Consider the following 22,430-nt stretch of genomic DNA (forward strand, 5'->3'; position numbering starts at 1 on the left):
AACCACTTAACAGATGACAACTATATTTTTGGTAGTTGATTAAATCGTTGATTAATAAGAAGCTTACATTATGGCATCCGAACAAACATCATCAGAATATATCTCTCACCATTTAACGCATTGGACGTATGGCTATCTGCCTGGGGAGGGCTGGAAAGTTGCTTACAGCGCAGAAGAAGCTGGGCAGATGGGCTTTAATGCCATTCATCTTGACTCTATGCTATGGTCAATCGGTCTAGGTATTTTGTTCTGTGTCATGTTTTGGATGGTGGCTAAAAAAGTCACCTCAGGTGTTCCTAGCAAAACTCAAGCAGCGGTTGAGCTGATCGTTGAGTTTGTGGACAACAACGTTCGTGACTCTTACAGCGGTACCTCAAAACTGATTGCGCCACTGGCTTTGACTATCTTTGTCTGGATCTTTTTGATGAACTTGATGGACTTAGTGCCCATTGACTTTATCCCGTCTCTAGCAGGGCAAGTTGGTGCGGCGATGGGCTATGACTCACATCATGTCTTCTTCAAAATCGTACCAACAACTGATCCTAATATTACGCTAGGTATGTCATTTGCAGTCTTTGCTTTGATTATTTACTACAGTATTAAAGCCAAAGGCGTTGGCGGATTTATTGGTGAATTGACGCTACATCCCTTTAGTGCCAAAAACCCAATCGTACAAATTATTTTAATCCCAATCAACTTTATCCTCGAGTTTGTTACTTTGATTGCAAAGCCTGTGTCACTAGGTTTGCGACTCTTTGGTAACATGTATGCTGGTGAGTTGATCTTTATTCTGATTGCGCTGATGCCGTTTTGGATTCAGTGGGCGCTGTCAGTACCGTGGGCTATCTTCCACATCTTAATCATTACCCTTCAAGCGTTCGTATTTATGATGTTGACAATCGTTTATATGTCACTTGCATCATCAACTGAACATTAATTTTTCTATAGGTAAAAGAGGATACATCAATGGATCCAGTATTAGCAGTATTAAACGGCTACACGGTTATCGCAGTAGCACTTCTTATCGGTCTAGGTGCACTAGGTACAGGTATTGGCTTTGCAATTTTAGGTGGTAAGTTCCTAGAAGGCGTTGCCCGTCAGCCAGAGCTTGGTTCACAATTGCAAACTCGTATGTTCATCGTCGCAGGTCTACTTGATGCGATTCCAATGATCGGTGTTGGTATTGCTATGCTATTGTTATTTGCAAGCCCTCTAGCAGGTTAATCAGAAAGCTCAGTTGTAAATGTTTGGCTTTTGATATTGGTAAGCTCAGTAGATCGTCAAAACTAGTAGACTTATAAGAGCCAAACATGATCAATGAAACTGATTTTTCATTAACAAAGAGGTGATCACGTGAATATCAATTTTACTATCGTCGGTCAGGCTATCTCTTTTGCAATTTTTGTAATTTTCTGCATGAAGTTCGTATGGCCACCGCTTATCGGTGCTATCAACGAGCGACAGCGCAAAATTGCTGATGGCTTAAATGCCGCAGAAAAAGCAAAAGCAGATTTGGCTTCCGCAGAGCAAGACGTCGAGCAAGAGCTTAATCTTGCAAAGACTAAAGCAGCTGCCTTGATAGAGCAAGCGAACAAAAGCGCCAACCAGCTCGTTGAAGATGCAAAAACACAAGCCCAAGTGGAAGGTGAGCGCATCCGTCAGCAAGCACAAGCGGCCATCGACCAAGAGATCAATCAGGCGCGTGAATCACTACGTGCTCAAGTGGCTGAACTTTCTGTACTTGGTGCCGAAAAGATTCTGCAAGATAGAGTCGATGCACAAAAACATGCCAGCATGTTAGAACAACTGGCGGCGAAGCTGTAACTGTGAGGATATAATGGCTGACTTATCAACCTTAGCACGACCCTACGCAAAAGCGGCGTTTGACTATGCCAATGATAACGGTGCGGTCAACGAGTGGGAAGACTTCCTGTTTGTTGCTAGCACCATTGTCCATGACAAATCGTTTCACGCCTTGCTAGAGAACCCAGCTGTTACGGCTGAGCACAAGTCAGCCGCTTTAATCGATCTTTACGATACACAAGTAGCTGGCGCAAGCGACTCTGCCCTAAAGCAATTACTAGGTGAGAGTAAAGGCACACGTTACGATAGCAGCACAAGCTACCCTAAAGTATCTCTCGCGCTTAGCAACTTTATAAATCAGTTAGCGCAGCAAGAGCGTCTGGCACTGCTTCCTGAAGTTTATGAGCACTATCGTCGCCATAAAGCACTCAGCTTAAAGCAACTTGACGCCTATGTGACTTCTGCCTACCCACTGACTGACGCGCAGCGTGAAATGTTCCAATCGCGCCTTGCAGCATCACTAAATGCAAGCGTAGTGATTCACGAAACGGTCGACCCTAGTCTCTTGGCAGGCGCTACAATCAAAGTCGGTGACAAGATTATCGACGATTCTATGCGCGGTAAGTTACAACAGTTAAAAACACAGCTAATGGCTTAGTATGTTTGTAGGTACCAACCGATTGAGTTTGGGCCTCAAGGGACGTATTTGAGTCAATAGGCGAGTTATCATAAATTAAAGGAAACAAGGCAATGCAACAATTGAATCCAGCGGAAATCAGTAATCTGATTAAGCAGCGTATTCAAGACCTTGATGCAGGTGCAACTGCAAAAAATGAAGGCACAATTGTCAAAGTATCTGACGGTATTGTGCAGATTCATGGTCTTGAAGATGCCATGTACGGCGAAATGATTGAGTTTGAAGGCGAAATCTACGGAATGGCGCTTAACTTAGAGCGTGATTCTGTTGGCGCGGTCGTACTTGGTGACTTCCTAAAACTACAAGAAGGTCAAAAAGCCTATTGTACTGGTCGTATTTTAGAAGTACCAGTAGGTCCTGAGTTGCTCGGCCGTGTTGTTGATGCCTTGGGTAATCCTATTGATGGCAAAGGTCCTATCAATGCCAAGATGACGGATAAAGTCGAAAAAATCGCCCCAGGCGTTATCGACCGTCAATCCGTAGATCAGCCAGTAATGACCGGTTATAAAGCTGTTGACACCATGATTCCAATCGGTCGCGGTCAGCGTGAGCTTATCATTGGTGACCGTCAGACGGGTAAAACCGCGATGGCTATCGATGCGATCATCGCTCAGAAATCCTCTGGTATTAAGTGTGTCTATGTCGCTATCGGTCAAAAACGCTCTACGATTGCGAACGTTGTACGTAAGCTCGAGCAAACAGGCGCGCTAGAATATACCACGGTTGTTGTTGCATCAGCTTCAGAGCCTGCAGCGCTACAGTACATTGCGCCGTACTCAGGTTGTACGATGGGTGAGTACTTCCGTGACCGCGGTGAAGATGCACTGATTGTATTTGATGATTTATCAAAGCAGGCAGTCGCTTATCGTCAAATTTCACTACTATTACGTCGTCCACCAGGCCGCGAAGCCTATCCAGGTGATGTCTTCTATTTACATTCACGCCTGCTTGAGCGTGCATCACGCGTCAACGCGGATTATGTAGAGAAGTTCACCAATGGTGAAGTCGTTGGCAAAACTGGGTCTTTGACTGCTCTACCTATTATTGAAACCCAAGCCGGTGACGTCTCAGCATTTGTACCGACTAACGTGATTTCAATTACTGATGGTCAGATCTTCTTAGAGTCAAGCCTATTTAACTCAGGTATCCGTCCTGCAGTGAACGCTGGTATCTCGGTATCACGTGTTGGTGGCGCCGCCCAGACTAAGATTATTAAGAAACTCTCTGGTGGTATCCGTACCGCTCTTGCTCAGTATCGTGAACTTGCAGCCTTTGCTCAGTTTGCCTCTGATCTCGATGACGCCACACGCGAGCAGCTTGATCATGGTGAACGCGTTACAGAACTTATGAAGCAAAAGCAGTATCAGCCGATGTCTATCTCTGAGCAAGCGGCCGTTATCTATGCTTCTAACGAAGGATACTTATCGGATGTGCCTGTAGAGAAGATCGGTGCATTTGAAGAAGCTTACTTGCGTTATTTGCATGATGAGAAAAGTGACTTGATGAACGAAATTGATGACACTGCAAACTATAATGATGATATTGCTTCTCGCTTGAAGGTTGCAGTTGAGACTTTTAAACAAAACCACAGTTACTAATTAATTAGCGACTAAGTTAATAAATACTCAGTTAATAAAACTAAGTTCATAAAACTAAGTTAACGGGTTAGGCTGATTTGGTTGGTTGTATCAAGCGATGCAGCCAACTTCATATGACTATATAGTGCTACAAAATGCTAAGATACTGTTTATAGGTAACTTAATTATAAACATAGCATTGACGATATATCGTTATATTTGCTAATGCTTTTAACCCATTTATATTGGAATCATTATGGCAAGCTTAAAAGAAATACGTGCCAAAGTCACCAGTATTAAAAGCACCCAGAAGATTACTCGCGCCATGCAAATGGTCGCTGCAAGTAAGATGCGCCGTGCTCAAGAGCGCATGGACGTAGGTCGCCCGTATGCTGACAGTATGCGCCGGGTTATCTCACATTTAGTACATGCCTCATCAGATTACAAACACCCTTATATGGTATCGCGTCCCGTTGAAAAAGTGGGATACATCGTCATTACCTCTGATCGTGGTCTTGCTGGTGGTTTGAACATTAACTTGTTCAAAGCGTTATCTAAAAGTATTCAAGAGTATCAAAATCAGTCTGTACAGGCCGAGTTTGCAGTCATTGGCGCAAAAGGCGTCAGTTTCTTCAAAAACTTTGGCGGTAAAGTAACTTCAGCGGTGACTGATTACGGTGACAAGCCTACTTTTGAGCAGATCAACTCTCCAGTACAAGCGATGCTTGATGATTATAGCAATGGCAAAATAGATCGCATTTATGTGGTTTATAATAAGTTTGTCAATGCGATGACGCAAAAGCCGACGATCAATCAACTGGTACCTCTACCAGAGGGCTCGTTTGGGGATGAAGAGAGCGGTATACAAACAGAGCTAAGCTGGGATTATATTTACGAGCCTGACATCAAAACTTTGATTGATGATCTGCTTGGTCGCTACATTGAGTCAATTGTTTATCAAGCAGTTATGGAAAACGTGGCCTCCGAGCAGTCCTCACGTATGGTTGCGATGAAAGCGGCGACAGATAATGCTGGCGACTTAATTAACGATTTACAGTTGGTTTATAACAAGCTGCGTCAAGCGGCGATTACCCGAGAGATCTCGGAAATCGTTGGCGGTGCTGCCGCTGTTTCATAAGTGAAACCCTTTATAAAACCTACTATATACAGAAGTTCAAGGAGAACGCAATGAGTAGCGGTCGTATTGTACAGATTATTGGCGCGGTTCTCGACGTTGAGTTCAACCGTGACGAAGTACCCTCAATCTACGATGCTTTGCAAGTAGACGGTACTGAAACCACTTTAGAAGTCCAGCAGCAGCTGGGTGATGGTATCGTACGTACCATCGCAATGGGTTCAACCGAAGGCCTTAAGCGTAACTTGCCAGTGACAAACACTGGTGGTCCGATTGCTGTACCTGTAGGTATTGGTACTTTGGGCCGTATTATGGATGTTCTTGGTCGTCCTATCGATGAAGAAGGCCCAGTTGCAGCCGATGAGCGCTGGTCTATTCACCGTGAAGCGCCAAGCTATGCGGATCAGTCAAACAGTACTGAATTGCTAGAGACGGGTATCAAGGTTATTGATTTACTTTGCCCGTTTGCTAAAGGGGGTAAAGTTGGTCTGTTTGGTGGTGCTGGCGTTGGTAAAACGGTCAACATGATGGAGCTGATTAACAACATCGCTCTAAAGCATGAAGGTCTATCAGTATTTGCTGGTGTTGGTGAGCGTACTCGTGAAGGTAATGACTTTTATCACGAGATGCAAGAAGCGGGCGTTGTCAACGTTGAGGACTTTAGCAAATCTAAAGTTGCGATGGTATACGGTCAGATGAATGAGCCACCGGGTAACCGTCTACGTGTTGCACTGTCAGGCCTGACTATGGCTGAGTACTTCCGTGATACCAAAGATCCTGCTACTGGCAAAGGTCGTGACGTCTTATTGTTCGTTGATAATATCTACCGCTATACGCTAGCGGGTACAGAAGTCTCTGCACTACTAGGCCGTATGCCATCAGCGGTTGGTTATCAGCCAACACTTGCTGAAGAGATGGGTCTACTTCAAGAACGTATTACCTCAACGCAATCAGGTTCGATTACATCTGTTCAAGCCGTTTATGTTCCAGCGGATGACTTGACGGATCCTTCACCTGCAACGACATTTGCTCACTTAGATGCAACCGTCGTACTAAGCCGTGATATTGCCTCACAAGGTATCTATCCTGCTGTTGATCCACTAGATTCAACCTCGCGTCAGCTTGATCCACAAGTCATTGGTGAAGAGCATTATAATGTCGCTCGTGGCGTGCAGGAAGTCTTGCAGCGCTATAAAGAGCTCAAAGACATCATCGCTATCTTAGGTATGGATGAGCTATCAGAAGAAGATAAGCTAGTGGTTTACCGCGCTCGTAAGATTCAGCGCTTCTTATCACAGCCCTTCCACGTAGCTGAAGTCTTTACTGGTGCACCTGGTAAGTATGTTTCATTACGCGATACTATTGCGAGCTTTAAGGCTATTATCGCAGGTGAGTATGATGATCTTCCAGAGCAAGCCTTCTATATGGCTGGTGGTATCGATGAAGTAGTGGCAAAAGCTGAAAAAATGAAGTCTTCTGCTGCATAATCTACTTTAGACTATGAGTGAGTAGGGAGATTGACTACTCACTTATCAAGTAGCTACTTTTATAATAAGGAATTAGGTATGGCAACATTACAATGCCGCGTCGTAAGCGCTCGTGAAGAGTTATACTCAGGCGATATCAGTATGCTAATCGCAACGGGTATTGAAGGCGAGATTGGTGTATTGCCAGGTCATACGCCACTGATTACTTTATTAAAGCCAGGTCCGATGCGCGTACAAGCAGCAAATGGCGAAGAAGAAGTTATCTACGTCTCAGGCGGCGTACTTGAGATTCAGCCAAAAATGGTTACTGTACTAGCTGATACGGCTATGCGTGCAAATAACCTTGATGAGAGCAAAATCGTTGAAGCTCGCAAAAAGGCAGAGCAAATGCTAGTGAATCAATCTGATACGGTGCAAACCAATGCAGCTTTGGCATCATTAGCAGAATCAGTAGCACAGCTACAAACGATTCGTAAATTTAAGAATCGCGTCTAGTATTCTTATTAATAAAAAACAGTCCACTATGGGCTGTTTTTTTTGTCTAAAATTTATACAGCCTTGTTATAAAATAAAAGATATGGTTTGTACTGAATTTTTAATGACAACTATTAGTACAAAAATAGTTAAAATCATAATGAATCTGCCATTATATGAAGTGTCTTAAAGTCTTCACAATTTATTATCTTGTTGTAGGTATCAAGGTTTGTATCTGCGCATTACTAATAGTTAGATTATAAAATGATGAATAAGACAACAAGGCTCGCGCTAGGTTATAAATAAATTAATCTTGGACGTTAACTAAAATTTTAATAGGTATTATTTATAGGTTTTGTTAACGTCTATAAGCTATAGTATAGGAAGCTTAGGGTTTGGTAGTATACTGTGCTACCACACTTGCAATACTTAAACTAAGATAAGTCAAGCCGCTTTATTGGCATTTAATTTTGATCATTTACCATTTTTAATTTAGATGTATTAGAGGACACCAAAATGACCACGAATGAAGAAGACAACACCCCGCGAATTTTGATCGTTGAGGATGATGAGCGTCTGGCCATGCTGACCCAAGACTATTTGGTCAAAAATGGCTTGGAAGTCGCTATAGAAACAGACGGGAATCGCGCTATTCGCCGTATCGTCAATGAACAACCAGATCTAGTAGTACTCGATGTGATGCTACCAGGTAGTGATGGCTTGACGGTATGCCGTGAAGTACGTCCGCATTATCAAAATCCTATCTTGATGCTAACCGCTCGTACTGAGGATATGGATCAAGTATTGGGTCTTGAGATGGGCGCCGATGATTACGTTGCCAAACCTGCTCAGCCTCGTGTATTGCTTGCGCGTATTCGTGCGCTACTGCGCCGCTCAGAGAATGCGCCATCTGAGGATGTGCCGCAGCGCCTTGAGTTTGGTGAATTGGTTATAGACAATGGCGGACGTTCGGTTACCCTAAGCGATGAGTTGGTTGACTTTACTAGTGCTGAATATGATTTGTTATGGTTATTGGCTTCTAATGCAGGTCGTATCTTGTCTCGCGAGGATATCTTTGAGCGTCTGCGCGGTATTGAGTATGATGGTCAAGATAGATCTATCGATGTTCGCATCTCGCGTATTCGTCCAAAAATCGGCGATGATCCTGAAAACCCAAAACGTATCAAAACCGTTCGAAGCAAAGGCTATCTATTCGTAAAAGAAGGCAACTAGTTGGTTAAACTTATAGTAGCTTTCAACAAAAAACCAGCGTCAAGCTGGTTTTTTTATGGCACAGGTTTTAATTTTTAAACTTATTTATCTGATTATATGGTTTAATTAGCGATGATTGTGGGTAGTAGATCAGCATTTATCGTTTTGCTCCGTTATCTAAGTTTGATTGTCAGTAGTTGTATTGGTGTTTACCAGTTATTAGCGCCTTAGTATTTATCTCGATTTATAATGAGTGGTCATCGCACGTATGTCATTAGTTTCTTCTTTAAAGCATAGTATTTTTGTACGTATTTACGCCGGTCTTTTGATAGTCTGTTTGTGCGTGGCGTTATTTGCGCAGCTGCTCATGGATACGATCAATAAAGAGCGCGTACAGTCTTATCGCGAAGATATGGCAACAGGCGCTTTTTATCTTATTAGCGAAGGCATAGATCATCAAAAGGATGAGATACAACGAGACTATTGGCTCTCTGACGCCAGTAGTTTATTTGGCACTACTTTTAAAATAGTACCTATTGATACTATTGATTTTAATTCAAATGAGCTGCGCCGCCTCGATGATATTCAGACTATCGTGCGTTATAACAATCAACCGACTTATGCAGATATCTATCACAAGCTACCAGATGGTAGCGGTGTTTTGACCGCGAGGGTATCGCAAGTTACTGAGCAGCAAGTGCGTGCGATAGCAGTGTTTTTGTTAGATGATTTGTCTTATTACACGACTCTTTCTGAGAAGCGTGCGCGCCTAAACGTTTTGGAAGAAAAGTTTCCTTTTCCTTTGAGTTTTCAAGGTGTCAATGCGCTTGATTTAGATAGCGATCAGATGGCACGCCTTAGCCGTGATGAAGTCGTTATTTTATTGCAAGATACCAATAATAGCCAAAGTAACTCTTCAATCAAGATTGTTGTACCCTCTGAAATTAATGATATGGCGATTTTGATAGGGCCAGTACCGCTATTTAATTGGTTCCCGCTCAATCTAATCGTCAGTATGGTTTTGATCAGTATGTTTTTGATAAGCCTTGGGGTCTATGCTCTAATTTTCCCACTTGAGCGCAAACTGCAACTGATCCAAGTCGGGGTCAACGAGGTTAGTCAGGGCAACCTGGATATTCAAGTGCAAGTGATCGGTCAAGATGAGATTGCACGGCTATCAGCGACATTTAACGCGATGACTGAACATATCAAGCGTCTTATTGAATCACAGCGGGAGCTGACTCGCGCCGTCTCTCATGAGCTGCGCACGCCTGTTGCACGTATTCGTTTTGCAGTCGATATGCTAGCTGATACCGAGGATGAGGATTCGCGGTTTATGCAGCGTGATTATATCGATGAAGATATTGAGTCTCTAAACGGCTTGATTGATGAGATTTTGACTTATGCAAAATTAGAGGAAGGCTCACCCAAACTAGATCTTGAACCTGTTAATCTCAAAGAGCTCGTAGAGCAGATCGTACGAGAGACCAATGCGCTGGGCAAAGACATCAAAGTCGTCGGGAATCCGCCGAGCAGTAAAATCACAGCTATTGCTGATCGCCGCTATTTACACCGCGTGATTCAAAACTTAGCAGGTAATGCCCTGCGTTATGCGGAGACAACGATTACCATCAGTGCAGGTGTCAAAAAAGGCGATGCTTTTGTCAGCGTCGAGGACGATGGACAAGGCATTCCAGAGGCCGATCGCGAAAAGGTGTTTATTCCTTTTGCACGCCTAGATGATAGCCGTACGCGCGCCTCAGGAGGCTATGGTTTGGGTCTATCTATCGTATCGCGCATCGCTTTTTGGTTTAGTGGTAGTATGAGTGTGGATGAAAGCCCAGAGCTTGGCGGCGCCCGCTTTGTGATGACTTGGCCAATCAAGCCACTCACTCAGACGATCGCCGCCGATCAAATCACGCAAGAAAAAAGCGACCGTACTTTTGAGAGCTAAATAAAACGCAAAGATTCATCTGAAACATTAAGGCTTGAACAACAAGGCTTGAAAATCGACGCTTGAACCTGAAGGCTTGGATAAAAAGGAGATTAACTATGCCTTATCTATTTGGTGGCTTGGTATTATTAAATGCGCTCACGCTCGGCTACTTTTTATTTATCAAGCAGCCTACAACGACCCAAAGTTTGCAAGAGGCTCAGGCGCAGATTACGCAGCCCTTAGCCTTTACCAATAGCGCAAAATACATTCCACCGCCTATCGGCAGCAAAGAGTAGAGAGAATCTACTGCTAGTAGAGCTGTTTACTTTTAGAGCTATTTACTTTGTGTCCTCTGCTGTCTCAGTTGACGCGCGCTCATCCCCAGTAACTTTTGAGATGAGAGGTATACGTATACAGACCTGCAAGCCGCCCTCAGGATGATTGATGGCTTCAACCGTACCATGATGTAAGCGGGCGATTCGATTGACAATCGCCAAACCCAGTCCACTACCTTGAGTGGTACGCGCCGTTTCACCGCGCTCAAACGGCTGCATAATGCGCTCTAATTGATCCTCGGCCACGCCGTCGCCGCAGTCTCGTACGCATATTACCAGCTGCTCTTGGGCCTCTGTATTGATTTCGCTCTCACTGACAACATCCGCATCCTCTACTACAGCCGTCTCTATAAAGGTCGGCACGACTGTCGCTGAGAGATATATAGGCGGCTTGCCATAACGTTTGGCGTTGTTGACCAGATTGATAACTAAGCGCTTGATAGAAAGAGGTCTGACCGGCACCTGCTTATGACATTGTGATTCATAGATAAAGCGCATAGGGGCGAATTGAACCATCACTTCATTAAATATCGTATCCAGATTCGTCAAACGCACAGGTTCATCAGAACCATCTTTCATATAAGAGATGAACTGCTCTAAGATAGCGTCCATATCCTCGACATCATAGATAAGACCTTCCCGAAAAAAGTCATCAGGTAGCATCTCAGCGGTCAGGCGCATACGGGTCAGCGGCGTGCGCAAGTCATGAGAGATGCCAGCTAGCATAATCGTACGCTCTTTTTGCGCCTGACTTAGAGTAGTAAACAGACGATTAAACGCTGTGTTGACCTGCCTGATTTCAGTTGGGCCAGTAGTTGTTGGCAAAGTAGTAGCGTGACCTAGACGAATGTAGTTAGTCGCGGCACGTTGCAAATAGCGCAGTGGCCGGTTGAGCTGCTGCACTAGTAAAATAATAGTCAGCAAAGTCAGTATCGGCAGACCAATCAAGAATAGGATCAAAAGTGCAGGACTATATTGCGAATAGTAAACGACTGGCTCACGAATCCAAAAGCTCTTGTCGCCGCTGTCTTGCACCCAAAGCTGCGGTGTTGGTTTGAATTTAAAGTACACCTCTACAGGTCGACCCAATTGAGCACCAATCTCACTTGATAGAACATCGGTAAATAAGCCTACAAATATTTTGTCCTCAACCTCTGGAAAATCATTGGGGCTGTCAACCACTACAACGTGTGAGTGCTGATAGATCCATTGACGCACCCTAGGGTCATCTCGCCAGTCCTCACGCGCACCATTCATAAGACGCAGCTCACTGGTCAAATAGCGGGCGTGGTTTTTGAGCTCTGGCAAATATAGACTACGCCAAAAAAACAAAATCGTCAGGCCAACACTAATGAGCACAATAAAGGCAACGACTAGGGTAGTCAGCCAACTGTTTGAATAAGAGCGTTCAAGCCAGCTTTTGCGGCGCGGCATAAGAGGTGTAGTCATAACCATTTTCGGCATTTTTGATAAGGATTATAAAGTATAGTGCAATAGCGCAAGTGACGCTACGAGAACCCTCTGCCATTGCCCCTAAAAAGAGTTTGCAAAGTCAAAGGTTACGATGATAAATCATATATAACAGGGCACAGACAAAGCGGCATAAACTACTGTTATTAAATAAAAATAGTTTATGTTTTCAACATACGAAGTCTATGATATAATTGTGCCCTTTTTGGTATACCTGCGAAAGAGAGAATTCACATGGTTGTTATTCGTTTAGCACGGGGCGGTGCCAAGAAACGCCCATTTTATCAAGTAGTCGTTGCTGATCAACGCCGCGCGCGTGATGGCCGCTACATTGAAAACATCGGCTTTTTTAACCCGCTCGCTAAAGAGTCAGAAGAAGCGGTACGTTTGAACATGGAAGCGTACAATGCTTGGATCGAAAAAGGTGCACAACCTTCAGATCGCGTGGCTTCTTTAGCAAAAGCTTACAACAAGTCTGCTAATACCGAAGCAACAGCTTAAGTTTTAGCTATTGTTTTGATTTAGTAATGGCTTAATTTTACCTTTGGGATAAATTAAGTAGCGCAGCTGGCATGACCAGTAAGCGCGATTAGTTGTTTATTATTGTTTTGTTTATTGGTTATAGCTACTGTCAGGTCAACCGTTATGTCTACGCCTACTGCTGATACGCTCATGAAAATCGGCCAGCTCAAAAAGCCTTATGGCATTAAAGGCTGGCTTTGGGTATTTAGTGATACGGATGAACGTACGGCGATATTTGATATGCAGCCGTGGTGGATGAAAACTGCCGCTGGCATGAAGCCTTTGACCGTAAAAGCTTGGCGCGAACAGGGATCGGGGCTTGTGGCTCAGTTTGAGCAAGTCCCTGATCGCAATGTTGCTGAAACGATGAATGGTGTTACCCTTTGGGTTGAGCAAAATGTGTTGCCTGAGACGAGTGATGACGAGCATTACTGGTCAGATCTAGTTGGTTTAAGGGTAACTAACGAGCAGAACGAATATCTGGGTGATATCGCTGAGATGTTCGAAACTGGTGCTCATGACATCATGCGTGTTGCAGCAACATCGGCTAGCTTAGATAGTGAAGAGCGCTTGATACCTTGGCACAAACAGACGGTATTACAGGTCGATACGACTGCCAAAACCGTTGTTGTGGCTTGGCCAAGTGATTACTAACTCATGATTAGTGACGCCTAATGTATTTTGCTGTTATCAGTATTTTTCCTGAGATGTTCGCCGCGATTCGTGAGTTTGGAATTACGGGCCGAGCAGTCGCTGGGAATCAGGTGACTATAGAATGCATCAATCCGCGTGACTATACCACTGACAATTATCGCCGTATTGATGAGCGCCCCTTTGGTGGTGGTCCTGGTATGGTGATGATGGCAGAGCCTTTAGCGCAAGCTATCGAGGATGCCAAGTTGCGTGCTGCCAAGTACGGTTGCCGTATCGATAAAGCGCATTGTCCGGTGATTTATATGTCGCCGCAAGGACAAACGCTCAGTGAGAACAGTGTGGTCAGTATGGCTAAGTTTGACGGCATGATTCTGTTATGTGGTCGTTACGAAGGTATTGATGAGCGTCTGTTATCACAGTATGTCGATATGGAGGTGTCACTGGGTGATTATGTGCTCACAGGTGGTGAGCTACCAGCGATGGTAGTTATGGATAGTGTGATACGTCGTCTGCCTGATATCATGGGCGATGATAAGTCCGCCATACAAGACTCGTTCGTCGATGGCTTGCTGGACTGCCCGCACTATACTAAGCCGCATGAGTTCGCTGATATGAGGGTTCCTGAAGTACTACTCTCAGGGCATCATGCTAATATCGCCAAGTGGCGCTTTGGACAACAGGTTACTCGTACCCAAGCGCGTCGCCCAGATCTATGGCAAGCCTTTACGCCAACGTCTGAGCAAGCAAAATGGCTTAAGGCGCTGGCTAAAGAAAACAAAGCAAAATAGTAAGTAAGTAATCAGAGTAAAAATTTGAGAATGTGCTGTTTATTGATGGCCGTATCTTAACCCCTTTATGTTGTATCTTGTTGATGACTATCACTATTTTGATAGTTGCCGATATTAGATATGATCAATTATTACAAACAGGTAGTATGCGTAAAGCCTCTATTATCTAATGTGAGGAGATAACTCTCATGAGCAACAAGCATCCATTGGTTCAAAGCGTTGAAAATGCGCAGCTGGTAGAACGTCCAAGTTTTAGTCCTGGCGATACCGTTGTTGTACAAGTAAAAGTACGTGAAGGTGAGCGTGAGCGTTTGCAGGCATTTGAAGGCGTTGTTATCGCTAAGCGTAACCGCGGCTTGAACTCTGCATTTACGGTTCGCAAAATCTCAAGCGGCGTTGGTGTTGAGCGTGCATTCCAGTTGCATTCACCAATCATCGATAGTATCGAAGTCAAACGTCGCGGTGCAGTTCGCCGTGCGAAACTTTACTACTTACGTGAGCGTTCTGGTAAATCAGCACGTATCCGCGAGAAGCTTGGCGCACGTCCAGCAAAACAAGGCGCTCAGAAAAAGACTGACGCTGGTGTTCCTGATGCGGTTGAGACTGCACCTGGTATTTAATGGGTCGAATACGACGTATACGTATTTCACTTTTTAAATACTGAGTATAAGTATCTAAGCTCATATCGACGTTGATCTTTGAACCCATTGTTTTTAGATCAGCGTAAAGCCCTTATTCATAGGTTTTATTATAAATAAGTAGGCGTACCAAAAAAGACAAAACCCCAATCTAGCAGATGTTAGATTGGGGTTTTTGTATGGGTGTCTTATTACCTTTATACATTATTCATAATATGCTTAAAAGCCTAATCAGGAATAGGCATGCGACTGCTTTGCTCATTAGACTTACTGTGCTTACGCAGACGGATATAGAGGTTTTTGGTCACGGTGGCAACCGTCTTTTGCTGCTCGTCAACGATATCTACGGTATATTCGCGAAATACCGCCTCCCCATCTTCAGTAAGACTACGGATAGTTGCAATCTCGCCTGCCGGTATTTTGATACGAGCAGTGACTTTGCTGTTGCCCGGCGCAACAAAATCAATATGTGAGCTTTTGTCCCAGACTACATACTTGCTACCCAATTGATGCATCAGCATAAGCATATAAAACGGATCTACCATGGAGTAGAGGCTACCACCAAACTGCGTGCCGACAATGTTCTTGTTCAAAGCGGTCAAGCCCATACTAACCACGCAAAGTCCTTGATCCAAATCCACGTAGTCAATTTTGATACCTGCACCGACATAAGGGGCGTAGGTATTGATACGTAATTTGAGCAGGTGCGGCGTAAGTAATGGTACGATATTTTTTTTGGTATTGCGTTTTAGAGTCTCAAATCGTTTGGGTAGCAGTCGCATGATGTTATCCTTTTAACCTATAGTGCTTTTTATCTTATCTACTGAGGGTGGTGCTATTGAGTGATATCAAAAGAAATCTATCATAATGAAAAGCGCTTGACACTACTAGCTTCAATCGGGAATAAAAGCTATTTTATGAATAAGCTGACCCCATCTCTTAACCATATAGGATATAGAACAAAAGGTATACTGCTATGCTGCAAAACGATGAGACTGATACGATAATACGCTGTGAGCTCTGTGGTCGTGATGAGTTGGTTTTAACGCGTCATCATCTAATACCAAGATCACGCCATAATAAATCGCGCACGCAGCGCCACTTTGATCGTGAAACGATGAAAACCGACATCGCTATGCTATGTCGTCCTTGTCACAGTCAAATTCATCATCTCTTTGACAATCACGAGCTTGCTAATTATTATCATACCATCGAGCGCCTACAAGACCACAGCGAAGTACAAAAGTTTGTGAAATGGGTAAAAAAACGTCCTTCAGGTCTAAAAATAAGAGTAAAACGCTGATATATGTTGGTTAATATCCACACTAAGCTCGTATTATAAATGCTAATGTCCTACAATAGTCGCTTATTTTTTGGACGATTATGTTTGTCATAGCTTATATCGTCATTCTATCAAAATCTCAGAAAATGTGAGGAGATATGATGAATAATACGCAAATACCCGCGACTGAACCAACCAAGCAGCAACCACCTTCATCTGATCATGAGCACTCTGCAAAAAGCTACGTTGATCTTCACAAACCTAGTTCTAGTTTTAAAACCCGTAACGCTTATCTAGAACGTGAGCTACAGATCATGCAGCCCAAGCGTTGGGGTGTGAATTTACCTTTTCGCGATTATCGTTTTGAATACGAGGATACTATCCCAGCTATGGCGGCGATGATCGGCAAGGTGGTGATGGTAGGGGCTATTGCAGCTACTTTTGCAGGGCCACTGGGTTTAAGTGACGCTTTTGTACTCGAAAACGTCCGTTACGAGCTGTTGATTGTTTCCTTCTTTGTTATCTTATTTTCAGGCTTTTTTTTACCGACGGCGAATTTGGCAGGTACTCATGGGCCGCTGATTCCACTGATTCCTATTGTGGTTGCCGCAGGTGGTCACCCGATGGCTTTTGGTCTGCTGATTGGTGCGTTTGGGTTATTATTAGCCATTAGTAAAGGCGGAAGTCTGCTGGCAAACTTGACCAGTAAAGGCGTGTGCGGGGGTCTGCTGCTATATTTGGGCTTTATTGGAACTACCTCGCAGGTCAAAAACCTATTTGCTTGGGCAGAGGGCATTGGTATGGCGCATATTGCCTTTACCGTGATCTTGCTCACGATTGTGCTATACGCGGTACTAGAGAATTACCAAAAGCGCTGGCTCGCTGTGCCACTGAGCTGTTTGCTTGGCGGCGGTGTCGCCTTTGCTATGGGCGCGCCGTTTACGTTCAAAACGCCGCCAGGTTTACCAAATATGAGTCCGATGTACTGGTGGGGCGAGAACACGGGCTGGATGTTGGGTCTACCTACTATTGAGAGTTTTATTGTAGTATTGCCGTTTGCTATTTTGGCAGTCGCAATGTGGTCGCCTGACTTTTTGGGTCATCAAGTGTTTCAAAAGATCAGCTACCCTGAGCGTACTGAACGGGTACAGATGAATATCGATGACACGATGGTCAGCGCATCAGTACGTCAAGTAGCAGGCTCGGTATTGGGCGGTGCTAATTTTGCCTCATCATGGGGTACTTATATCGTTCCCGCTGCTATTGCTAAACGTCCTATTCCGGCAGGCGCAGTATTGACAGGACTGTTTTGCTTGATAGCAGGGGTATGGGGCTATCCTATGGACTTAGCCATTTGGGAGCCTGTCATGTGCGTGGCCTTGATCGTAGGGGTGTTTATCCCGCTTCTTGAGGCGGGTATGGAGATGACGCGTGAAGGCAAAACCACCCAGTCGGCTGCGATTGTGGTGTTTGCCTCGGCACTAGTGAATCCAGCTTTTGGCTGGTCGATCACGCTAGTGCTTGATAATTTAGGATTGATTGGCTCAAAAGAGCGTAGTGCAAATTTATCCAAAATGAGTCGCTGGATAATACCAGTCGTGACTTTTATAATACTAACAGGTGTGATGGCTATGGTCGGTATGCTTCCAGGTATCCCAGCGCTAGCGCCAAGCTTTCGTCAGTGAGTTTTTGGGATAAAAGTCAGCTCTGTGCTGGCTTTTTATGCTGGTAATCCCTTGATAATTATCCTGATAGTGTTTCTTGCAAAATGCCTGATATTGCCCCATCAATAAGCGTAACTTAGTATTTTATGAGTATGATTGTTTATGGACAAGGTCTCAGTCGTGGATATCACTGATAATAAATCAAAAGACAGCAACAAAGAAGACAAGCAGCTGCGTCTTAAGCATCTCATCAAGCGTCTGCCAAATCTGCCAGGCGTCTATAAGATGCTGGGTAAAAACGGCGACATCCTCTATGTTGGTAAGGCTAAATCCCTTAAAAGTCGGGTGAACAGCTACTTTGCCAAAACCATTGACCATCCCAAAACGCGCGCATTAGTTGCTCGTATCCATAATATCGAAACTATCATTACTCGTAGTGAGACCGAGGCACTGCTACTTGAGCAAAACCTCATCAAAGAGTATCGTCCGCCTTATAATGTGCTATTACGCGATGATAAGTCCTATTTGTATGTGTTTATCTCAGCGGATAAGCCTTATCCAAGATTGGCTTACGGACGCGGTAAAGGCAACCATCAAAAGGGACGCTTCTTTGGGCCGTTCCCGTCAGCGCATGCCGCAAAAGAGACGCTGGTACTGATGCAAAAGATGTTTCAGATGCGCCAATGCACTAATACCTTTTTTAAGCAGCGCAAACGCCCGTGTCTTGAGTATCAGATCAAGCGCTGCCGTGCGCCGTGCGTTGGTCTGGTATCCCCTGAAGAGTACGCTGAGGACGTCAACAACACGGTGCGGTTTTTGAAGGGTGATTCAAGCGATATTCATAGTGCACTGATCGATAAAATGGAGCATGCCGCAGAAGAATTAGACTTTGAAAAGGCGGTATTTTATCGTGATCAGCTCTCTATGCTGCGCGAAGTACAAGCGCGGCAAGCGGTCTATACGGTACAAGGCGAAGCTGATGTCATCGCGATATCGAGTCAAGCGGGCATGAGCTGCGTCAATGTGCTCACGGTGCGCGGCGGACGGGTACTTGGCGGTAAAAACTACTTCCCTGATGTCGATAGTAGCGAGCCACTAGCAGATAACTTATCTGCCTTTATTACCTCGTTTTATTTTCAGGTGACTGATGATCTACCAGCTGAGATTATTCTCAGTCATGAATTGCCCGATCAAGTAGCAGTAAGTGAAGCGCTAGCTACGCACTTTGGCAGTAAAGTGATTATCAAAACCAATGTACGTGAGCATCGCTCAGAGTGGCTGGATTTGGCCAAACTAAATACCAATAATGCGCTCAAGACTAAGCTTGGTGATTATCTAGAATTGCATGCTCGCTTTGGCGCGCTAAAAGACGTCCTAGCTGATGTCACCGATCGCACGATTGACCGTATCGAATGCTTTGATATCTCTCATACTATGGGCGAGGCGACGATCGGTAGCTGCGTAGTGTTTGATCAAGGCGGTGCGCGCCGGCGTGACTATCGTCAATATGCGATTCACGACATTATCGGCGGTGATGATTATGCAGCGATGAAACAAGTACTCACGCGCCGTTATAAAAAACAGCCATTACCAGATTTGCTTCTTATTGATGGCGGCAAAGGTCAGCTAGGCATTGCAAAAGAGGTGCTGACGGAATTAGGTATTCTTGGCGATACCTTGCTGGTTAGTGTGGCAAAAGGCGAGGGGCGAAAGGCGGGGCTTGAGGTCTTGCACTTTATCGATCATGAGCCGCTTGATTTGCCTATGGACAGTAAAGCACTACATTTACTGATGCATATTCGTGATGAGGCGCATCGATTTGCCATTACCGCGCACCGCAAAAAACGTGATAAGCGCCGCTCATCGTCAGTACTAGAAGTCATACCGGGACTGGGTGAAAAACGTCGCCGTGATCTGCTCAATCATTTTGGCGGTATACAAAAGCTACTTGGTGCCTCGCAGCAAGAGCTGGCAGGAGTTGCAGGCATCGGTCCGGTACTAGCAAAAACGATTTATAAAGTGTTGCACGAATAATCCGATTCATCATAAAAAATGCCAACAGCGATTGTGCTGTTGGCATTTTTGATTTAATTGTTGAACTGATTTTATGTGAACGTTAGCGGATCAGTCTTCTTGTCTCTTATAAGTCACAAAACGATAGTCCAGCTTGCTTTTATCATCGTGCATCTGCTCAGACTCTTGCGCTACTACAAAGTCATCAGGCAGCTCTGGATAAAATGCATCACCACACTCAATTTGGGTCTCGACATGGGTCAGCTCAATACGATCAGTGTACATCATCGCGTCTTTGAACACTTTCTCACCGCCAATAATCCAAATGGTCTCAAGATGCGCGCCATGCGCTAGGCTCGCCGCTTGCGTCAATGCATCGTCCAAATTGTGCATGACATAAGTATTCTCGTTATCTTTTAGACCCTTTTGCTCAGCATAGTCCATCTGCGTGCTGATAATAAAGTTAGCACGTTTTGGCAAAGGTTTACTGCCCATCGACTCGAAAGTTTTGCGGCCCATGATGACGATGCCTTGAATATCATCGGCATCGCTTTGTTTAGTGGTCATCTGTTTAAAGTGCTTAAGATCCGCTGAGATATGCCACGGCAGCGCATTGTCTTTTCCGATACAGCGATTACTGCTAATAGCAGCGATTTGGGCAACTTCGGTATGGGCATAACTCATGACTTATCCTTATGACATAAAAGTAGAAAATATTTATACGGCAACTTTGGCTTTGATAGCCGGATGCGACTCGTAACCTTCAACGCTAATGTCTTCGTATTTAAAAGCAAAAATATCATTAACATCACGACTCAGTGTTAATGTCGGCAACGGCAAAAGTGTCCGCGTTAATTGTAGCTCTGCTTGTTCGCGGTGGTTTTGGTAAATGTGACAATCGCCGCCTGTCCAGATAAACTCGCCAACCTCTAATCCGCACACTTGCGCGATCATATGGGTCAGTAGCGCATAACTAGCGATATTAAACGGTACGCCCAAGAACAGATCGGCTGAGCGCTGATAAAGCTGGCAGGAGAGCTTGTTGCCTGCGACAAAGAACTGAAATAGCGTATGACAAGGCGGCAGCGCCACTTGGTTGGCCTCTACAGGATTCCAGCCTGAGACGATTAAACGGCGTGAGTTGGGATTGGTCTTTATTTGCTCAACGACCTCGCTGATTTGATCGACGCCGTCATTATTGTATTGGCTTTGATGATTGTGCTGACTCTGCTTATTCGTCGCTATTTTAGCAGCGTCATCCTTCTTACTTGCGCCATAATTGCGCCACTGATGACCGTAGACTGGGCCTAGATCACCCGCAGGACGGTTGAAGCGCGCGGTCTGCTCGCCAGTTGCCCATTCATTCCAGATACGCACACCGTTTTGTTGCAGATACTCAACGTGAGTGCTACCACTCAAAAACCATAATAACTCATAGACGATGGACTTAAAGTGCACCTTTTTGGTCGTCAGTAGCGGAAAGCCATCAGCCAAATCAAAACGCAATTGCGCGCCAAAGTGACTAAGCGTACCTGTCCCCGTACGGTCGCCCTTTTCGGTGCCGTTGTCCAATACATACTGCAGTAAGTCGAGATAGGCTTGCTCGTTTTTGTTGTTACTAATCATAAGATGCTCTCTAGCGCTTTAATAATGAATTAATAAGCTTGCTTGCCCCAATCATAAACACTGCGTCTGTAAGCCAAGATAATGAGAACGATACCGATAATAATCATCGGCGCACTTAATATCTGCCCTTTGGTCACCCAGCCTAATAAGATAAAGCCTTGATCAGCGTCAGGCTGACGGAAGAACTCAGTGATAAAGCGGCTAAAGCCATAACCGAGCATGAACACGCCAGTTACCGCCATACGTGGGCGCGGTTTTGACGAATACCACCATAATAATAAGAAAAGAAGCAGGCCTTCAGTGAGCGCTTGATAGAGCTGCGAAGGATGACGCGGCAATAGGTACTGTCCATTAACCTCAGTCATTATCGTTTGTAGAGCTGGATTGTTCTGTAGCAGCTGCATATCGAACGCCGCTGCTTGCGGAAAGTAGGTGAGCCAATTATAGCCGCCATCAGAGACGCGTCCCCAAAGCTCGCCATTAATATAGTTCCCTATGCGCCCAAATAACAAGCCTGTCGGCACGCAAGGGACAATAAAATCGAGCACTTGAAACGGCGTCTTTTTGTATTTGCGGGCAAAGTACAACATCCCAAGTGCCACACCGATCAGGCCACCATGAAAGGACATACCGCCTTCCCAGACTTTGAGCAGGTAGGCGGGGTTTTGTAGTAGCTCGCCGAACTGATAAAATAACACGTAACCAATACGCCCGCCCAAGATGACGCCAAGTGCACCAAAGAACACTAGATCTGAGACCATATCTGTAGACCAAGCCTCGCGCTTGGTGCTGCGATACCACGCCAGCCCGTAAGCGGCAGCAAAGGCCAGTAAATACATAAAGCCGTACCAGTGGACTTCAACAGGGCCAAGCGCTAAGGCAACAGGGTCGTACTGGGGATGAATCATCATAAGGGCATCATACAATTGATAATAGAATGTGGCTCATAATAGCAAAAATAGCTCTTTAGGCATACCATCTTGCTCTAAGCAAAAACTGACTTGACATAAAAAGCAGCCTAACGCGCAAAGTTATGGAAACTTTGACTATTATCCAGTAACTCGTAACGCTATTATCTAGATAAAGCGCTTAAAACTCGCTAAGATGAAAGGCTAAA

The 22,430-nt window shown here is 44.8% G+C and carries 23 protein-coding genes; 18 read left to right on the forward strand and 5 right to left on the reverse strand.

The genetic code is table 11. The features are described 5' to 3' along the window. Nucleotides 1-70 precede the first annotated feature (70 nt). From atpB to ACTXGO_RS02090, 11 genes are all read left to right on the forward strand, one after another. Nucleotides 71-937: a F0F1 ATP synthase subunit A gene (gene atpB, locus ACTXGO_RS02040; RefSeq protein ID WP_443542730.1), complete on the forward strand. Its 867-nt coding sequence runs from the start codon at nucleotides 71-73 to the stop codon at nucleotides 935-937. Between the two features lie 29 nt (nucleotides 938-966). Continuing rightward, nucleotides 967-1,224, forward strand: a complete 258-nt coding sequence (gene atpE / locus ACTXGO_RS02045; protein WP_317200039.1) for a F0F1 ATP synthase subunit C — start codon at nucleotides 967-969, stop codon at nucleotides 1,222-1,224. A gap of 129 nt (nucleotides 1,225-1,353) precedes the next feature. Then, nucleotides 1,354-1,824 carry a F0F1 ATP synthase subunit B gene (locus ACTXGO_RS02050; protein WP_317200040.1) on the forward strand — a complete coding sequence of 157 codons (471 nt, stop codon included), beginning with the start codon at nucleotides 1,354-1,356 and terminating at the stop codon, nucleotides 1,822-1,824. A gap of 13 nt (nucleotides 1,825-1,837) precedes the next feature. Then, nucleotides 1,838-2,461: a F0F1 ATP synthase subunit delta gene (locus tag ACTXGO_RS02055; protein WP_435949806.1), complete on the forward strand. Its 624-nt coding sequence runs from the start codon at nucleotides 1,838-1,840 to the stop codon at nucleotides 2,459-2,461. A gap of 92 nt (nucleotides 2,462-2,553) precedes the next feature. Continuing rightward, nucleotides 2,554-4,098, forward strand: a complete 1,545-nt coding sequence (gene atpA, locus ACTXGO_RS02060) for a F0F1 ATP synthase subunit alpha (RefSeq protein ID WP_317200042.1) — start codon at nucleotides 2,554-2,556, stop codon at nucleotides 4,096-4,098. A 235-nt stretch (nucleotides 4,099-4,333) separates the two neighbouring features. Next, entirely contained in the window at nucleotides 4,334-5,215 is an 882-nt protein-coding gene (atpG, locus tag ACTXGO_RS02065; protein ID WP_317200043.1) for a F0F1 ATP synthase subunit gamma, read from the forward strand. Nucleotides 5,216-5,265: 50 nt separating this feature from the next. After that, on the forward strand, nucleotides 5,266-6,699 hold the full coding sequence (atpD, locus tag ACTXGO_RS02070; RefSeq protein ID WP_317200044.1) for a F0F1 ATP synthase subunit beta: 1,434 nt from the start codon (nucleotides 5,266-5,268) through the stop codon (nucleotides 6,697-6,699). Nucleotides 6,700-6,777: 78 nt separating this feature from the next. After that, nucleotides 6,778-7,194 (forward strand): F0F1 ATP synthase subunit epsilon, encoded by a 417-nt coding sequence (locus ACTXGO_RS02075; protein WP_435949805.1) that lies wholly within the window; start codon nucleotides 6,778-6,780, stop codon nucleotides 7,192-7,194. Nucleotides 7,195-7,689: 495 nt separating this feature from the next. Next, a complete protein-coding gene (locus tag ACTXGO_RS02080) occupies nucleotides 7,690-8,406 on the forward strand; it encodes a response regulator (RefSeq protein WP_317200046.1) in 717 nt (238 codons plus the stop codon). Nucleotides 8,407-8,653: 247 nt separating this feature from the next. Then, complete coding sequence (locus ACTXGO_RS02085; RefSeq protein ID WP_317200047.1) at nucleotides 8,654-10,339, forward strand: ATP-binding protein; 1,686 nt, start codon at nucleotides 8,654-8,656, stop codon at nucleotides 10,337-10,339. A 98-nt stretch (nucleotides 10,340-10,437) separates the two neighbouring features. Then, nucleotides 10,438-10,617 (forward strand): hypothetical protein, encoded by a 180-nt coding sequence (locus ACTXGO_RS02090; RefSeq protein ID WP_317200048.1) that lies wholly within the window; start codon nucleotides 10,438-10,440, stop codon nucleotides 10,615-10,617. A gap of 42 nt (nucleotides 10,618-10,659) precedes the next feature. On the opposite strand, the gene ACTXGO_RS02095 is transcribed toward ACTXGO_RS02090, so the two are convergent. Next, nucleotides 10,660-12,105, reverse strand: a complete 1,446-nt coding sequence (locus ACTXGO_RS02095; protein WP_443573252.1) for an ATP-binding protein — start codon at nucleotides 12,103-12,105, stop codon at nucleotides 10,660-10,662. Between the two features lie 255 nt (nucleotides 12,106-12,360). Between ACTXGO_RS02095 and rpsP the strand changes: the two genes are divergently transcribed. The 4 genes from rpsP to rplS all read left to right on the forward strand — a co-directional run bounded on the left by rpsP (nucleotide 12,361) and on the right by rplS (nucleotide 14,710). Beyond that, the gene (rpsP, locus tag ACTXGO_RS02100; protein WP_317200050.1) at nucleotides 12,361-12,627 is read left to right on the forward strand and encodes a 30S ribosomal protein S16; all 267 of its coding nucleotides are present in this window, start codon (nucleotides 12,361-12,363) and stop codon (nucleotides 12,625-12,627) included. 144 nt (nucleotides 12,628-12,771) lie between these two features. Next, nucleotides 12,772-13,302 (forward strand): ribosome maturation factor RimM, encoded by a 531-nt coding sequence (gene rimM / locus ACTXGO_RS02105; protein WP_317200051.1) that lies wholly within the window; start codon nucleotides 12,772-12,774, stop codon nucleotides 13,300-13,302. Nucleotides 13,303-13,322: 20 nt separating this feature from the next. Beyond that, nucleotides 13,323-14,090 (forward strand): tRNA (guanosine(37)-N1)-methyltransferase TrmD, encoded by a 768-nt coding sequence (gene trmD / locus ACTXGO_RS02110; RefSeq protein ID WP_443542740.1) that lies wholly within the window; start codon nucleotides 13,323-13,325, stop codon nucleotides 14,088-14,090. A 188-nt stretch (nucleotides 14,091-14,278) separates the two neighbouring features. Continuing rightward, nucleotides 14,279-14,710, forward strand: a complete 432-nt coding sequence (gene rplS, locus ACTXGO_RS02115; RefSeq protein ID WP_317200053.1) for a 50S ribosomal protein L19 — start codon at nucleotides 14,279-14,281, stop codon at nucleotides 14,708-14,710. A gap of 245 nt (nucleotides 14,711-14,955) precedes the next feature. On the opposite strand, the gene ACTXGO_RS02120 is transcribed toward rplS, so the two are convergent. After that, entirely contained in the window at nucleotides 14,956-15,510 is a 555-nt protein-coding gene (locus tag ACTXGO_RS02120; RefSeq protein WP_317200054.1) for a DUF4442 domain-containing protein, read from the reverse strand. 194 nt (nucleotides 15,511-15,704) lie between these two features. Between ACTXGO_RS02120 and ACTXGO_RS02125 the strand changes: the two genes are divergently transcribed. The 3 genes from ACTXGO_RS02125 (at nucleotide 15,705) to uvrC (ending at nucleotide 19,708) form a co-directional block, all read left to right on the forward strand. Further along, nucleotides 15,705-16,031 (forward strand): HNH endonuclease, encoded by a 327-nt coding sequence (locus tag ACTXGO_RS02125; RefSeq protein ID WP_317200055.1) that lies wholly within the window; start codon nucleotides 15,705-15,707, stop codon nucleotides 16,029-16,031. Nucleotides 16,032-16,171: 140 nt separating this feature from the next. Beyond that, a complete protein-coding gene (locus ACTXGO_RS02130) occupies nucleotides 16,172-17,695 on the forward strand; it encodes a DUF3360 family protein (RefSeq protein ID WP_443542816.1) in 1,524 nt (507 codons plus the stop codon). A 141-nt stretch (nucleotides 17,696-17,836) separates the two neighbouring features. Continuing rightward, nucleotides 17,837-19,708 (forward strand): excinuclease ABC subunit UvrC, encoded by a 1,872-nt coding sequence (gene uvrC, locus ACTXGO_RS02135; RefSeq protein ID WP_443542741.1) that lies wholly within the window; start codon nucleotides 17,837-17,839, stop codon nucleotides 19,706-19,708. A gap of 90 nt (nucleotides 19,709-19,798) precedes the next feature. On the opposite strand, the gene ACTXGO_RS02140 is transcribed toward uvrC, so the two are convergent. From ACTXGO_RS02140 to lgt, 3 genes are read right to left on the reverse strand one after another with little or no spacing between them, the layout of a single operon-like run. Further along, nucleotides 19,799-20,371: a dihydrofolate reductase gene (locus ACTXGO_RS02140; protein ID WP_443573253.1), complete on the reverse strand. Its 573-nt coding sequence runs from the start codon at nucleotides 20,369-20,371 to the stop codon at nucleotides 19,799-19,801. 33 nt (nucleotides 20,372-20,404) lie between these two features. Then, nucleotides 20,405-21,313 carry a thymidylate synthase gene (locus tag ACTXGO_RS02145; RefSeq protein ID WP_435949801.1) on the reverse strand — a complete coding sequence of 303 codons (909 nt, stop codon included), beginning with the start codon at nucleotides 21,311-21,313 and terminating at the stop codon, nucleotides 20,405-20,407. Nucleotides 21,314-21,342: 29 nt separating this feature from the next. Beyond that, nucleotides 21,343-22,224 (reverse strand): prolipoprotein diacylglyceryl transferase, encoded by an 882-nt coding sequence (gene lgt / locus ACTXGO_RS02150; RefSeq protein WP_435949800.1) that lies wholly within the window; start codon nucleotides 22,222-22,224, stop codon nucleotides 21,343-21,345. Between the last annotated feature and the right edge of the window lie 206 nt (nucleotides 22,225-22,430).

The organism is Psychrobacter sp. T6-1, from assembly GCF_052258445.1.